At 65.3% G+C, this 11,814-nt stretch carries 15 protein-coding genes; 6 read left to right on the forward strand and 9 right to left on the reverse strand.

Annotated features, from left to right (window positions below; genetic code table 11):
- Positions 1-159 precede the first annotated feature (159 nt).
- From MU553_RS02520 to MU553_RS02540, 5 genes are all read right to left on the reverse strand, one after another.
- Positions 160-1,011: a UbiA family prenyltransferase gene (locus tag MU553_RS02520; RefSeq protein ID WP_247374855.1), complete on the reverse strand. Its 852-nt coding sequence runs from the start codon at positions 1,009-1,011 to the stop codon at positions 160-162.
- 79 nt (positions 1,012-1,090) lie between these two features.
- Entirely contained in the window at positions 1,091-2,212 is a 1,122-nt protein-coding gene (locus MU553_RS02525) for a pyridoxal phosphate-dependent aminotransferase (protein ID WP_247374858.1), read from the reverse strand.
- Between the two features lie 43 nt (positions 2,213-2,255).
- Positions 2,256-3,419: a thiolase family protein gene (locus tag MU553_RS02530; protein ID WP_247374861.1), complete on the reverse strand. Its 1,164-nt coding sequence runs from the start codon at positions 3,417-3,419 to the stop codon at positions 2,256-2,258.
- An 84-nt stretch (positions 3,420-3,503) separates the two neighbouring features.
- On the reverse strand, positions 3,504-3,650 hold the full coding sequence (locus MU553_RS02535) for a hypothetical protein (RefSeq protein ID WP_247374863.1): 147 nt from the start codon (positions 3,648-3,650) through the stop codon (positions 3,504-3,506).
- A gap of 181 nt (positions 3,651-3,831) precedes the next feature.
- Positions 3,832-4,569 (reverse strand): proteasome assembly chaperone family protein, encoded by a 738-nt coding sequence (locus MU553_RS02540; protein ID WP_247374881.1) that lies wholly within the window; start codon positions 4,567-4,569, stop codon positions 3,832-3,834.
- Positions 4,570-4,691: 122 nt separating this feature from the next.
- Between MU553_RS02540 and MU553_RS02545 the strand changes: the two genes are divergently transcribed.
- Genes MU553_RS02545 through MU553_RS02560 form a run of 4 tightly spaced genes read left to right on the forward strand, consistent with a single transcriptional unit; the run spans position 4,692 to position 6,841 of the window.
- Positions 4,692-5,033 (forward strand): DUF6114 domain-containing protein, encoded by a 342-nt coding sequence (locus MU553_RS02545; protein WP_247374903.1) that lies wholly within the window; start codon positions 4,692-4,694, stop codon positions 5,031-5,033.
- Positions 5,034-5,090: 57 nt separating this feature from the next.
- Positions 5,091-5,375: a hypothetical protein gene (locus MU553_RS02550; RefSeq protein WP_247374906.1), complete on the forward strand. Its 285-nt coding sequence runs from the start codon at positions 5,091-5,093 to the stop codon at positions 5,373-5,375.
- 54 nt (positions 5,376-5,429) lie between these two features.
- A complete protein-coding gene (locus MU553_RS02555) occupies positions 5,430-6,338 on the forward strand; it encodes an RsmB/NOP family class I SAM-dependent RNA methyltransferase (RefSeq protein WP_247374909.1) in 909 nt (302 codons plus the stop codon).
- Entirely contained in the window at positions 6,335-6,841 is a 507-nt protein-coding gene (locus tag MU553_RS02560) for a DUF7122 family protein (RefSeq protein ID WP_247374912.1), read from the forward strand. The genes MU553_RS02555 and MU553_RS02560 overlap by 4 nt, the downstream gene beginning before the upstream one ends.
- 4 nt (positions 6,842-6,845) lie before the next feature.
- Here the strand turns inward: MU553_RS02560 and MU553_RS02565 are convergent, their stop codons facing one another.
- From MU553_RS02565 to MU553_RS02580, 4 genes are all read right to left on the reverse strand, one after another.
- Entirely contained in the window at positions 6,846-7,037 is a 192-nt protein-coding gene (locus MU553_RS02565) for a DUF7333 family protein (protein WP_247374916.1), read from the reverse strand.
- Positions 7,038-7,084: 47 nt separating this feature from the next.
- Entirely contained in the window at positions 7,085-7,864 is a 780-nt protein-coding gene (locus MU553_RS02570) for a hypothetical protein (protein ID WP_247374918.1), read from the reverse strand.
- Positions 7,865-7,936: 72 nt separating this feature from the next.
- Positions 7,937-8,773, reverse strand: coding sequence for an aldo/keto reductase (locus tag MU553_RS02575; protein WP_345893347.1), 837 nt, complete (start codon positions 8,771-8,773; stop codon positions 7,937-7,939).
- Positions 8,774-8,859: 86 nt separating this feature from the next.
- The gene (locus tag MU553_RS02580) at positions 8,860-10,224 is read right to left on the reverse strand and encodes a geranylgeranyl reductase family protein (RefSeq protein ID WP_247374940.1); all 1,365 of its coding nucleotides are present in this window, start codon (positions 10,222-10,224) and stop codon (positions 8,860-8,862) included.
- Between the two features lie 144 nt (positions 10,225-10,368).
- On the opposite strand from MU553_RS02580, the gene MU553_RS02585 reads away from it, so the two are divergent.
- Both MU553_RS02585 and MU553_RS02590 read left to right on the forward strand, forming a co-directional pair.
- Positions 10,369-11,334: an alpha/beta hydrolase gene (locus MU553_RS02585; RefSeq protein WP_247374942.1), complete on the forward strand. Its 966-nt coding sequence runs from the start codon at positions 10,369-10,371 to the stop codon at positions 11,332-11,334.
- Between the two features lie 42 nt (positions 11,335-11,376).
- Complete coding sequence (locus MU553_RS02590; protein ID WP_247374945.1) at positions 11,377-11,814, forward strand: GNAT family N-acetyltransferase; 438 nt, start codon at positions 11,377-11,379, stop codon at positions 11,812-11,814.

Raw genomic sequence — 11,814 nt, forward strand, 5'->3', positions numbered from 1 at the left:
TTGTTACATCTAGCCAATGGCAGGAAGAAACAGTCGCCTGCACGTTCCTCACCGTCTCGTTCGACTGAAGTTCACGTCCTAATTGTTACATTTCCCGTGCGAGAGCGGTGACGGGTGGCCGGTTGTTCGAAACGATGACAGGCGCTGTGCGGTCGCCGGTCAGCGGAGCGGCTGGAACCAGACTGCGGCGACGAGGACGGCGAGGAAGAGATACGAGCCGCGAATCAATAGCATCGTTGATAGTTCTGCGTCGGCTCGGTGAGTCAACGTCGCGACACCAGCGAACACGATCGGCGCGAGAGCCGCGCTCGGGGGGAAGACGGTCGCAGCAGCGAGTGCGAGGACGGTCAGCAGGCCCACGGCCATCAGTCCGTAGGCGGTCAGGCGGGCGCGTGCCCGCCCCAGTTCGACCGCGACGGTCCGTTTCCCGATCGATCGATCGTACTCGTAGTCCTGTGCGTCGTCGACGACCTTGATTCCGGAGAGAACGAGCAGGAAGACGGCGGCGAAGGCCAGCGGAACCGGCGCGACGGCCTCGGCCTGCACGTAGTAGCCACCGACCAGCGCGAGCGCGATTCCAGACGGGTAGCCAGCGGTCGCAGTCACGGGATGCATGTCGAGTTGCGGCGCGTGGAAGTACCCGATGATCCACCCCGGGAGCGTCAAAAGTGCTGCAAGCGGGCCGACCAGCAGAAAGATCGCGCCGAGTGCGATGGTGAAAGCGATCGTCGCGGCCGCGAGTGCGACGCGGCACCCAGTCGCCGTGAGCGGATGGTCGTCGTCCTCACCGCGGTGGTAGAAGTCGACGTAGCCGTCCTTGACGTGGGCCGTGTAGAGACCGCTGAACACGGCGGCCAGGTGGAGGGCGGCCAGAGCGACAGACACGTCACCGGCGAGGATCGCGCCGAACAGCGACGACGCGAGCGGCGGCAGCATGAACACCGGGTGGATCTGCGAACCGAGCGCCCTGAGTCCGGCACTGGCCCCCGACCCGTGACGAGCAATCGCCATACTTACACGGTCGGCGCACGCGCTGAAAAAAATCGTTCAGCGGCACGTGACAGGACAGATCGACGAGTTAACAGCGAGGTTATCGAACTGCCGTCGTCGCCTCGTCCATGATTTCCAGGGCGTCCTTCAGGGTCTCGACGTCGGTGGCGTAGGAGATGCGAGCGTAGCCAGCGCCGTGTTCCCCGAAGGCGTCACCGGGCACGACGACGACGCCGCGGTCGATGACTTCGTCGACCCAGCCCTCGGGCACCTTCGGCATCGCGTAGAAGGCGCCCTTCGGGGTCGGGCAGTCGATCCCCATGTCGGCGAGGCCGTCGAGCAGGACGTCTCGTCGCTCTTCGAACGCCGCGACCATCTCCTCGACGGGGTCCTGGGGGCCGGTCAGCGCTGCTTCGGCGGCGTACTGTGACGCGGCCGTGGCGCAGGCCTGGCCGTACTGGTGGGCGCGCAACATCCGCTCGATCCGCGGGTTACTGCTAGTGATCCAGCCGAGGCGCCAGCCGGTCATCGAGTAGGTCTTCGAGCACGCGCCGACGACCGCGACGTTGTCGCTCTCGGCGAACTCCAGGGGCGAGCGATGTTCGCCCTCGAAGACGATGTGTTCGTACACTTCGTCTGAGAGACACAGCACGTCGTGTTCGTCCGCGATTCGGGCGAACTCCCGCATGTCCTCGGGCGACTGGACCGCACCGGTCGGGTTCGACGGGCTGTTGACGACGAAGACGGCCGTGTCGTCCGTGATGGCCTCCTCGACCGTCGCGGGGTCCAGCGTCAGGTCCTCCCGGAGCGGAACCGGTTTGGGGTCCCCGCCCGCGATGTGGGTCAGCGCCTCGTAGGAGACGAAGCCCGGGTCGGGATAGATGACCTCGTCGCCCTGATCGACGTGGGCTTCGAGCGCGATGTGGAGCGCTTCGCTGCCGCCGGCGGTGGCGATGACGTGCTCGGGCTCGACGGCGAGGCCGTAATCGCGGTCGTACTTCGCACTGATTGCCTCGCGGAGTTCGAGCGTCCCTTTGTTGGAGGTGTACTCGTCGGCCTTCCCGGCCTGGATGGCGTCGACCGCGGCCTGCTTGACGTGGTCGGGCGTCGGGAAGTCGGGCTGGCCGAGACCGAGGTTGATGGCGTCCTCGCCGGCGGCCTCGAACACCTCGCGGATGCCCGAGATCGACACCTGCTCGATTCGCGATGAGAACCCTGTCATACCGTACTCACCGGAGCGCCACCCTCTAAAGCTTTCCAGTGCGCTACCGCTCCAACAGCGCCATGATCGCCCCGCCACCGCCGACGCTCATGCCGACGAGCCCGTAGGTCGCGTCCTCGCGCTCCATGGCGTAGGCCAGCGACGTGGCGAGCATTCCGCCGCTCGCCCCGATGGGATGGCCGAACGCGACCGCGCCACCGTTTGGATTCAGGCGGTCTTCGGGAATCCCCAGGCGGTCACGGACGTAGACGGTCTGGGCGGCGAACGCCTCGTTGACCTCGTAGTGATCGACGTCCCCGACGGACAGGTCGTTCCGGTCGAGCAGCTTCTCGATGACGTCCCCGACGGCTTCGTTGAACTCCGCGGGCGGCCGGTAGCTCACGGCGTAGTCGACGAGATGTGCCATAACGCCGAATCCCCGTTCGTGGGCGACCTGCTCGTCGGCGAGCAGCACGCAGCCGGCGCCGTCGGCGAGCTTCGAGGCGTTGCCGGGCGTGATCGTCCCGTTCTCTGCGAACGGCGTCGGCAGACGACCCATCGATTCCTTCGTCGATTCGGGTCGCGGCCCCTCGTCGCGTTCCACGAGGCCGTCGGACGTCTCGACCGCCACGGTCTCGGCGTCGAAGGTACCCTCCTGAATGTTCTCGGCAGCGCGCCGGTGGCTCTGGAGCGCGTACTCGTCGATTTCCTCGCGGCTGAGGTCCTCGCGTGCGACCATCTCTTCGGTGATCTCGCCCATGTGCCCCTCGTAATCGAGGTCCCAGAGGCCGTCGTGGACCATCGAATCGACGACCTCACCGTTGCCGTGGCGGCGGCCCTCACGGTAGTCCGGCAGGAGAAACGGTGCGTTCGACATCGACTCCATGCCGCCGGCGATGACGAACTCGGCGCGGCCGGCGTCGATGCGGTCGGCAGCGAGCGCCAGCGCCCGCACCCCAGAACCAGAGGCCTCGTTGATCGTCGTCGCGGGCGCGTCGAGCGGGAGCTCCGAGTCGACGACGGCCTGTCGGGCGGGAACCTGGCCGACGCCGGCCTGGATGGCGTTGCCGAGGCCGACCCAGTCGACGGCGTCGGGTTCGACGCCAGTTCGATCGAGCAGGCCGTCCAGTGCGGTCGCGCCGAGTTCGACCGCGGAATCGTCGGCGAGTGCGCCCAGTAGTTCCCCGTGTGGCGTCCGTGCCCCGTCGATGAGTGCGATGTCGGTCATTGGCAGTCCCCACTGACCGCATCCACGTCCCGGGTTTTCCCCTTTGTCCCGGCTGGCAACGAGGACACCGAACCGCCCGTCGGGTTACTCGGTCGATTCTTCGAGATTCTCGATTTCGGTCCGAAGCCGCCGGAGCGCGGCGTCGGCGTCCATGTACCCGTCGTCGTACTCGCCGAAGACGGTGTCTGCCTCGCGGAGGAACTTCTCGACTGCGTCGTCAGTATCAGTCATATCTCCCTCTCGGCCCGCGAGGCGGGTGAAAGTTGCGGATAATCGAGCATCCGCGCGCCACCGGCGCGCGGTTCACGGAACTCGCGGCAGGGTCGCGAGTTCCGCTTTTTTTAGCGTAGATTTTTTGGCGGGGGTTGAGCGCTCGCCAGGGGCGAGCGCGATGCCCCCGCTAAAAAAGGTACTATTGGAACATCCCCAGCGGCTTCGCCTGCGAGCTCTCGTCGGTCTGCTGGCTCATCTGCTGGGCGAGTTGCTGGCGGGCCTCGGCGATCTCCTCGGCCTGGTCGACGAGTTTCTGCGTGTCGACGTCGACGTCGGCGAGGGGAGCGATCGCGTCGGTGATCAGCACCCGGGCGGACTCGGGGTCCGGGAACTGGGCGTTCGATTCGATGACCAGACCGACGCCATCGAGATCCATCCGTTCGGCGTGGGCGAGCAGTGCGCCGGTGGGGCCGCTGACGAGGCCGCTTTGGGAGGGCGCGTCGATGTCGTGTTCGTCGAGGCGCGAGCGAGCGTCGCCGGTGGCGACGCCGTGAAGCTTCGGCATGCCGTCTTTTTCGGCGGGGAGGCCGCTGAGATAGAGGGGGAACGCGTCGATCTCGGCGAGCCACCCGCTGAGACAGGCGGCGAACTCCGAGGCTTCGTTCGGCGAGACCGGAACGTCGCTCTGGAGCGCCAGCAGATCGCGCTCTTCGTCGGCGTAGATGCGGACGGGACCCCTTACCGCAGCGTCGTCCTCGCGGTAGACGGCGACGTCGGGCAACCCCTCGCAGCGACAGGTGGCGTAGTGGGTCATGTCGAAGGCGTCGACGAGGTGATCGGTCGCGATCTTTCCGACGAGGCCGACGCCGGGCAGCCCCTCGACCAGCACCGGTGATTCCAGTTCGATTCCGTCCGCGTGGAGGTCGACGTGTGCCATGTCTGGCCAGAGGGAGCGCCCTCTCATAAGCCCGCGGGCGAGTGTTGTGGGTGAGACACGGCCGCGCCCAGTGACAGTTCACTGCGAGTGAACTTTTGTGGCGTGGCGCCGATACGACGGGTATGAGCGAGGCGTCAACGCGCGGCCCGATTCTCGGCCCCCTCATCGTCGTGGTAGCAGGGATCGTCATCGCCGTGGTCCCGTACCGATTCCAGCACCTCCTCGATCTGATCGGCGGTGGCGGGAACGCGGCCGTCGGGATCATGCTCGGCGGTGCGATCGTCGCCTGTGGCATCCTCGCCCACGTGAAACACGACTTTTCGACGGAGCTGGGAGTCGTCGCGATGGTGCTGTCGATCCTCTCGCTGTTCGGCGCGTTCGGGGGGCTGCTCGTCGGTCTCGTCCTCGGACTCATCGGCGGGAACCTGATGCTGGCCTGGAAACCAGCGCCCGACGCGGAGTAGCCCGAGCGCGGGGAAATGACAACAGACGTTATCCGTGCCGAGTGACTGGGAGAAGGCATGGATGCGATCACGCTGTTCACCACGGCGGAGTACGAAGCCCAGGAGTTCGACGCGGTCCTGTTTCGAGACGACCTCGTCGTGTGCGTTCGCGCAGCCGAGTCGGACATGCGGCTCGTCCCGATCGACAAGGTCAACCACGTCGACGGGGACGCCGAGCTGTTGTTGACCGACACGGAGATTCCCGAATCGTTCTACGGCGGCGCGGAGTGTGGCTTCGTCGACGTCGAGAAGTTCCCGGAGATCCAGGAGCATCTGACAGCGCTGGAGAGCGAGGACTACTGAGCGGTCGGCAGTCATCGACGGAGGTTTCTATCGGGCGGCGACAACACAGTCCCAATGGAGGTACTGGAGCGGTACGAACCGCTGATCGACGACGTCGACGCGTTCTACGCGGCGTGCGAACGCCCGCTCCCGTCGGTCGTCCGGGTCAACACGATCAAAACGACCGTCGAGCGCGCCCGGCGCGCACTGGACGACGAGGGGATTCCGTACGAACCCACCGCGTGGAATCCCCGCGTGCTGAAACTGCCCGACACGCAGCCGGGGAGCAACTGGCCGTACTTCCACGGCTGGCTCCACGGTCAGGAAGAGGTCTCGGCCGTTCCCGCGACGGTGCTCGACCCGGAACCCGGCGAGCGCGTCTGGGACGCCTGCGCCGCCCCGGGAAGCAAGACCACACAACTCGCGGCCATGATGGAGGATTCCGGACTTCTGGTCGCGACCGACAACAACCTCGGGCGCATCTCCGCGCTGCGCTCGAACGCCGAGCGCCTCGGCGTCACCAACGTCGGCATCACGCGCGAGGACGCGCGCAACCACTCGCTGAAACCGTGGGACGGCGAGGAGTACGACCGGGCGCTCGTGGACGTGCCCTGTTCCTGCGAGGGGACCATCCGGAAGAACCCCGACACGCTCGACGAGTGGTCGTTCGACCACGTCGAGGGGATCGCGGGCATCCAGAAGGGCATCCTCCGCCGTGCGATCCAGGCCACCCGCGAGGGCGGGACGGTTGTCTACTCGACCTGTACGTTCGCACCCGAGGAGAACGAGGCCGTCCTCGACCACGCGCTGGCCGAGGAGGACTGCGAGATGGTCCCGTTCGATCTCGATCTGGAGTCCGCACCCGGCATCACGGAGTGGCAGGGTCGGACCTACGACGATAGCGTCCGTGAGGCCAAACGAATCTACCCCCACCACAACGACACGGGCGGGTTCTTCTGTGCGAAACTGGAGGTGACGGGATGACTGACGACCACGATGGCCAGCAGTTCGACCGCCTCGCGCCCACGGCTGACGAGCGCGAGCGCGAGGGACGACCCACCCGCGAAGAAGTCCTCGACTGGTGGGACGAGCGGTTCGGCATCGACCCTGAAGTCTTCGAAGACGTCACGTTCTGGGAGAAGGGCAAGGGGAAAATCTGGGCGTTCCAGAGCGAGGTGGAGTCACCGGTACGCGTCGAGGGGCTCGGCATGAGCATGCTCCGAACTCGCGGGGAACACTGGAAACCCACGACCGACGCCGTCCAGCGCTTCGGGTCACACGCCACCGAGAACGTCATCCACCTCTCCCTTGTCGAGGCCGAGGCGTTCGTCGCGGGCCACGACCAGGAGATCGAGTGGGACGGCGACTGGGGGTATCTCGTCGTGACACACGACTTCGTCGGCGAACCGGAGCCGCTCGGCGTCGGCCTGTACCTCCACGGCGAACTCCGCTCGCAAATTCCGAAAGGTCGACAGCGCGACCTCTGACGGCTCAGCGGGCGACGCGGTACTCGCCGTGTTTGACGCCGAGGAAGAGACAGATCAGGCCGAACGCAAGCGTCGTGGGGAGGACCATCATCAGGACGGTTTCCGTGGCCATCACGCCAGACGCGGCCAGTCCGCCAACGCCGATAGCGATCAGTCCGAGGAACACCGCACCGGTCGTGGCCAGGTCGAACTCCATATTCGTCCGAGAGGAACCGACAGCAATCAGGATTGCGTTCGCGGCGATTACTCGTCGTCGTCCTCGTCCGTGCTCGTGGGTTTGGGCCGGACGAGGTCGGCGAGCGTCACGAGGACGCCGAGTACCCAGCCGACGGGGACGGCGAGGCCGAACCACATGCCGGCGTAGGCGACCCCGCGGAGGTCGTACGTCCGGCGCAGATACTCGCCCAGGTCCAGGAAGGACAGGGGATTGTCGAGGATCCAGATGGCGATGGTCTGGCTCCGCGGGAAGATCGCCGCCGCCAGGGTCGGCGAGTACAGCGCCGCGACGACCGGTGGGAGGAAGATGGCGGTCATCGCGAACGGATAGGCGAACACGACGGTCGTCAGTCGACCGCCGAGCGACCGGAACAGCAGGGCGAGCAGCGCCGAGAAGACGGCGACGCCCGAGGCAGCGCCGACCGCGAAGAAGCCGGCCGGCGTGAACCGGACCCGTGCCACTGCCGTGAGTCCGCCCCACAACAGGAGAAAGAGGGCGAACACGCCGATTTTGCCGAGTTTGGCTGCTGTGTAATCGATGCGTCGACTCTGGAACCGCAGGAGATAGCCGAACAGGACGAGGGGATAGAGCAACCCGATGACGGGGGCGCCGATGAGCCGCCAGGAGTTGTAAGTGAGTTTCTCGCGGGCCGTCTTCGGTTGCCACTTCCCGAGGACGGAACTCCCTTCGCTGCGCTGGCGTGGGAAGAACAGCTCCATCCAGGTCTCGTGCATCCGCACCAGATCGTACCGGATACCGTCGATGACGCCCGGTTGGCTACTCGCGGTCCGGCTTCCGGCTGCCATACGCCACGGGTTCAAACGCGCGTGGTATAACCATTCTGGGTGCCGAGACTTCGCTAAAAATATGCCGGTCGGTTACCAGGCGTCCGGCGCGAAGTCCGGGTGGACTCGCCGGTCGACCTCGTCGATGGCGTCGATGGCTGCGACGTCTTCGTCGTCCAACTCCAGGGCCAGGCTCTCGAAGTTGTCCGCGATGTGGTCCTCGCCCGTCGCTTTCGGGATGGCCGTGACGCCCTTCTCGCGGAGCCAGGCCAGGCTGACCTGGGCGGCGCTCACGTCGTGTTTGTCGGCGACGTCCGCGATGGTGTCGTTCTCGAACACGTGACCGCGAGCGAGCGGCGAGTACGCGACCAGTTCGAGGTCGGTCTCCGCGGCGAACTCGCGCAGGTCCTCCTGGGGGAGCAGTGGATGGCACTCGACCTGGTTCGCGAAGATCGGCATGTCAGCGTGCTCGCGGGCTTGTTCGACGTGCTCGGGCTCGAAGTTCGAGACGCCGAAGTGCTCGATCTTCCCCTCGTCGTACAGCTGATTGAACGCCGGAATCGTGTCGGCGGGGTCGTACTCGCGTGCCGGCCAGTGGACGTACAGGAGGTCGACGTAGTCCACGCCCAGTTTTTCGAGGCTCTCCTCGGTCGTTTCGAGCACGTCATCGTGCGAGAGGTTCGAGATCCAGACCTTGGTCGCGAGGAACACGTCGTCGCTGTCCACGTCGGCCTGTGCGATCCCCTGGCCGACGGCCTCCTCGTTCTCGTACGCTTGGGCGGTGTCGATGTGACGATACCCCATCTCAAGCGCGGTCGCGACGCTATCGGCACACTGCTCGGGATCTTCGTTCTGCCAGGTTCCGAGTCCGAGCATCGGCATGCCACTGGCGTGCGGGACGCTGTCGGGATCTAGTCGCTGGGAAGACATAATCAACAAAAATCACGGCTGCCACGACAAAAGACGTTGGGAAAGCGGCGAATCCAGCTATCAGTGGCAGAACAAAAAGAGGGCGCTCAGTACTTCGCTTCCGCGCCGGTGACCTCATAGAGGTCGTCCATGATGGCGTCGCGGCGGTCACGCCAGGCCGCGAACTCGTCGGGGCTGCTGGGGTACTGATCGTAGGCGTCCTTGAGCTGTGACGCGAGTTCGTGAACCTTGTACAGTTCGTAGATGGTGCCCCAGTGGCCGAAGGTACGGACGGCGGTTCTGAGCTTCAGGCCGAGACTCATCGAGGCGGTCCCTTCCTTGCCCATCACGTCGAGCAGTTGCTGGCCGGGCATGGCGCTGATGAGGTCGACGAGTTCGTCCACGTCCTGGGCGCTGCCCCAGATGTTGTACAGATCCATCGCGGCGAAGCGCTTCCCGAAGTCGGTCATCACCTTGCGGTTGTACTCCCAGAGGGCGTCCTCGCCGACGTTTCCGTCCTCGATCGCCTCGATGGCAACGTTCGTCGCCCAGTGACCGGCCTTCGCAGCGCCGGGGATGCCACCGCCCGTCGTCGGGTTGACGTGTGCGGCGGCGTCGCCGACGGCGATGAACCCCGGTGCGACTGCCGAGTCGTAGGGCCGCCGGGTCGGCAGCGCCGCGCCGAGTTTGTCCTTGACTTCGGCGTTCTGGTACTCGGGTCGGGTCTCCAGGTCTTCTTTGAGCGACTCGACGAGCTGCATCGGTTCCTTGTTCATCTGGAAGCCGAGCCCGACGTTGATCTCCGTCGGGGTCCGCGGGAAGTACCAGAGATAGCCCAGTTCCTCGGTCGGCTTGAAGTAGAGAGCGTCGTCGTAGGGAACCGGCTCTTCGACTTCGACGACCTCGCGGTAGGCGGAGCAGAACTGCGAGTACTGGACGTTCGTGTCGAACGTCGCGTCTTCGAGGTCGGCCTTGTCCTGCAGGATCGAGAGCGAGCCGGCCGCGTCGATCGTCACGTCGGCCTCGTAGGTCACGGTCGAACCGTTTCGGGTGGCCGTGACGCCCTCGACCGTGCCGTTCTGGACGACGTCCTGAACCACGGTGTCGTAGTGGATCTCCGCACCGACGCGGTCGGCCTCTTCCAGGAGGACTTCACCGTAGCGTTTGCGGTCGAGAATAGCCCCGTTCTCCTCGAACGGGATGTCCAGCGTCTCGCCGGTTTTGGGGTTCTCGAAGACGGCTTTCTGGATGTTCTGGTTGATGAACGACTCTTCGCGGAGGTACTCGCGGTCGATCACGTCAGGGAACGTCGCCTTCCCCTTGACCGCGTCCCCGCAGGCGATGTCGCCGGCGTCCTCCTCGCTTTTCCGTTCCAGGATGACGACGTCGAGGCCTGCTTTTGCCGCCGTTGCAGCGGCGAACGATCCCGCTGTGCCACCCCCAACGACGACGATGTCGAACTGCTTAGTCATTGCGAGAGCCTATACGGTCATCTCATAAAAAAGAACGTATCCGCGATGCAAATTGTAAACCACTCTGGGCTAGTCGGCTTCCAATAAAATTGCCCTCTGATGTACGGTGAAAGATTGATATGTGTAACTGGCACAATGTGGGCTATGTTCGACGACCAGCCGGAACGGGGGGAACTCGACGAGCACGTCGAGAACATGCTCGATCTGCTCAACGATTACGACATCACGCTCGCGCAGGACACCGCCGAGGAGTCGCGCCAACAGCTCGAGATCATGGTCGACCTGGCCGGGGACGATCCGGTCGAAGTCGGCACCGTCGAAAACGTCGAGATCGAGGAGGGGCTCGAAGAGGGGCAGGATCCGATTCCGGCGCGCGTCTACGCGCCGGCGGGCGACGGTCCGTTCCCGACGGTCGCCTTTTTCCACGGCGGCGGCTTCGCCATCGGCGACGTCGAGACGCACGACAACCTCTGTCGGCTGCTCTGTGACCGCGCCGAGGCAGTCATCGTCTCCATCGACTACCGCCTCGCGCCGGAGCACCCGTGGCCGGCCGCGGCGAAAGACGCCTACCAGGGTGCGCTGTGGACGGCTCGAAACGCCGACGAGTGGGGCGGGGACACCGACCGACTGTCGGTCTGTGGCGACAGCGCCGGCGGGAACCTGTCGGCAGTCGTCTCACTGATGGCGGCAGAGCGCGGGATGCCGGACATCTCGCGACAGATCCTCCTGTACCCGGCGACGACGTACATGGACCCGATGCTGTCTCGCTCACAGAACGGCACGGGCTATTTCATCACCGCCCACGACCTCCTCTGGTTCGCAAACCAGTACATCGAAGACGAGATCGACGCCCACCACCAGTGGGCCTTCCCGATGAACGCCCGGCAGGACAAACTCGCCGAAACGCCGCCGGCGTTCGTCATGACGTGTGGCTACGACCCTCTCCGCGACGAAGGACACGCCTACGCCACCCGCCTCGCCGAAGCCGGGGTCGACGTCGAATACTCGAACCACGAGTCGATGGTGCACGCCTTCCTGAACATGGAAGGGATCGTCGATCACGCCTACGACGGGATCGACGAAGTCGCAGAGCAGATCCACAAAGCCTGATCCACGGCGAGTCTTTTTGTGTCACAGCGTGTAGGGCGTCGTATGCCTGCCAGCGACGTCCGCGTCGCCGCTACCGAATCCGACCGAGCGGCTGCCTTCCGCGTGCGCCACGCCGTGTTCGTCGAGGAACAGGGCGTGGACGAATCGCTGGAGTACGACGGCAAAGACGACGACGCCGTCCACTTCCTCGCCAGCGAGGAGGGGACTGCGATCGGTGCAGCCCGACTTCGAGAACTCGACGACGAAACGGGAAAAGTCGAGCGCGTCGCCGTTCGCGAGGCACACCGTGGGAACGGCTGGGGACGCGATCTCGTGACGGCCGTCGAAGCGGAAGCACGTCGCCGCGGGCTCTCGACGCTCGTTCTCCACGCCCAGACCGCCGTCGAATCGTTCTATCACCGTCTCGGGTACCGCACAGTGAGTGAAGAGTTCGAGGAAGCAGGAATCGCCCACGTCGAGATGACAAAGCGACTGTCCTAG

It is taken from the genome of Halorientalis brevis (assembly GCF_023077655.1).

Excerpts from the sequence above, each read along its gene's own strand:
- MU553_RS02565 (WP_247374916.1), bottom strand. The coding sequence starts at position 7,037 with ATGGAGTTCGACCTGGCCACGACCGGTGCGGTGTTCCTCGGACTGATC.
- MU553_RS02560 (WP_247374912.1), top strand. The coding sequence starts at position 6,335 with ATGACTGACGACCACGATGGCCAGCAGTTCGACCGCCTCGCGCCCACG.
- MU553_RS02585 (WP_247374942.1), top strand. The coding sequence starts at position 10,369 with ATGTTCGACGACCAGCCGGAACGGGGGGAACTCGACGAGCACGTCGAG.
- MU553_RS02540 (WP_247374881.1), bottom strand. The coding sequence starts at position 4,569 with ATGGCACACGTCGACCTCCACGCGGACGGAATCGAACTGGAATCACCG.
- MU553_RS02530 (WP_247374861.1), bottom strand. The coding sequence starts at position 3,419 with ATGACCGACATCGCACTCATCGACGGGGCACGGACGCCACACGGGGAA.
- MU553_RS02555 (WP_247374909.1), top strand. The coding sequence starts at position 5,430 with ATGGAGGTACTGGAGCGGTACGAACCGCTGATCGACGACGTCGACGCG.
- MU553_RS02580 (WP_247374940.1), bottom strand. The coding sequence starts at position 10,224 with ATGACTAAGCAGTTCGACATCGTCGTCGTTGGGGGTGGCACAGCGGGA.
- MU553_RS02525 (WP_247374858.1), bottom strand. The coding sequence starts at position 2,212 with ATGACAGGGTTCTCATCGCGAATCGAGCAGGTGTCGATCTCGGGCATC.
- MU553_RS02590 (WP_247374945.1), top strand. The coding sequence starts at position 11,377 with ATGCCTGCCAGCGACGTCCGCGTCGCCGCTACCGAATCCGACCGAGCG.
- MU553_RS02575 (WP_345893347.1), bottom strand. The coding sequence starts at position 8,773 with ATGTCTTCCCAGCGACTAGATCCCGACAGCGTCCCGCACGCCAGTGGC.
- MU553_RS02570 (WP_247374918.1), bottom strand. The coding sequence starts at position 7,864 with ATGGCAGCCGGAAGCCGGACCGCGAGTAGCCAACCGGGCGTCATCGAC.
- MU553_RS02520 (WP_247374855.1), bottom strand. The coding sequence starts at position 1,011 with ATGGCGATTGCTCGTCACGGGTCGGGGGCCAGTGCCGGACTCAGGGCG.
- MU553_RS02545 (WP_247374903.1), top strand. The coding sequence starts at position 4,692 with ATGAGCGAGGCGTCAACGCGCGGCCCGATTCTCGGCCCCCTCATCGTC.
- MU553_RS02535 (WP_247374863.1), bottom strand. The coding sequence starts at position 3,650 with ATGACTGATACTGACGACGCAGTCGAGAAGTTCCTCCGCGAGGCAGAC.
- MU553_RS02550 (WP_247374906.1), top strand. The coding sequence starts at position 5,091 with ATGGATGCGATCACGCTGTTCACCACGGCGGAGTACGAAGCCCAGGAG.